Origin of the sequence: Salipiger marinus (assembly GCF_900100085.1) — a bacterium.
Taxonomy (GTDB): domain Bacteria; phylum Pseudomonadota; class Alphaproteobacteria; order Rhodobacterales; family Rhodobacteraceae; genus Salipiger; species Salipiger marinus.
In genome coordinates, this window is the sequence record NZ_FNEJ01000110.1 from 1 (window position 1) to 1,018 (window position 1,018).

Here is a 1,018-nt window from a genome sequence, read left to right on the forward strand (position 1 = left end):
GACGCCCGGATGGCATTGCTGGCGGTGACCCGCACCACCGGCGTCTCGATGGGCTCGGCGCCGTCGATGATCTCGCCCGCGTCATTGCGCGGCATCGGCCGCACCAGCTCCACCCCGTCGCCATCCTCCACCACCTGTTCGGGATAGAGCGAGACCGGCGCATCGCCGGGCCAGCCCTCGCGCAGCTCGGTCTCCACCTCGTCGAACTCCGCCAGCGGCGTGTCGCCGATGCGGATGTCCTCGATCTTCAGCGGGCCGTAGCCCCAGCCCAGCAGAGCGGTGACAAACTGATCCTCGCCAACGATCGACATATAAGGTGTCGCCAGATGCACCGGCGCCACCCGCAGGCGGCCCAGCACCAAGGGCAGCGCCTCGCCGGGGCGCAGCTCGTTGGACCAGCCCGAGACCAGATAGCGGTTGCGGCGGCTGTCGCGCTGATCCGGCGTGACCGGCGGCACAATGGCATTGACCAGCGCCGCGCCCAGCAGGTTGAGGCCCATCCCGACCATGGCCACGCCGAGCTTGCTGGTGACGCCGATCATCGGCGCCAGATGCGGGGCGATCATCAGCGCCGCCACCGAGACCACAGCGAGCAGGATCTGCCGCGCCCCGCCCTTGCCGGGCACCAGCCGGATCACCACCTGCACCCCTGCCTTGGGCCGGGTGACATGCCAGAAGCGGGGATCGATGACAGCAGCACCGGTCGGGCTGACCAGCATCACCCGCAGCTGGCTCCGGTCTTCGGCCAGGAGCCCGGGCAGTGCCTGGGTGACGATCTCGGCCAGAGACAGCCCCTCGGGCAGCTCCAGCCGCTCGCGCGCGGCGCCCGGATCCAGCAAGGGGGCGGTGAGAACCGGAATGCTCATGCCTGGCTCCGATGCCGGAAGGCGCCGACAAAGCGGCTGCGCCACAGCGGGCCGTCCGGATCAGCGAGCTGCGAGCCGCCCTCGTCCATATGCAGCATGCGCCCGCGCGCCACATGCAGCCCGACATGGCTGCGCCAGCGCCCGCGCCGGAA

The 1,018-nt window shown here is 70.6% G+C and carries 1 pseudogene; it reads right to left on the reverse strand.

Annotated features, from left to right (window positions below):
• Positions 1 to 866 (reverse strand): annotated as a pseudogene (locus tag BLR51_RS27115) (phage tail protein); the annotation flags it as partial.
• Between the last annotated feature and the right edge of the window lie 152 nt (positions 867 to 1,018).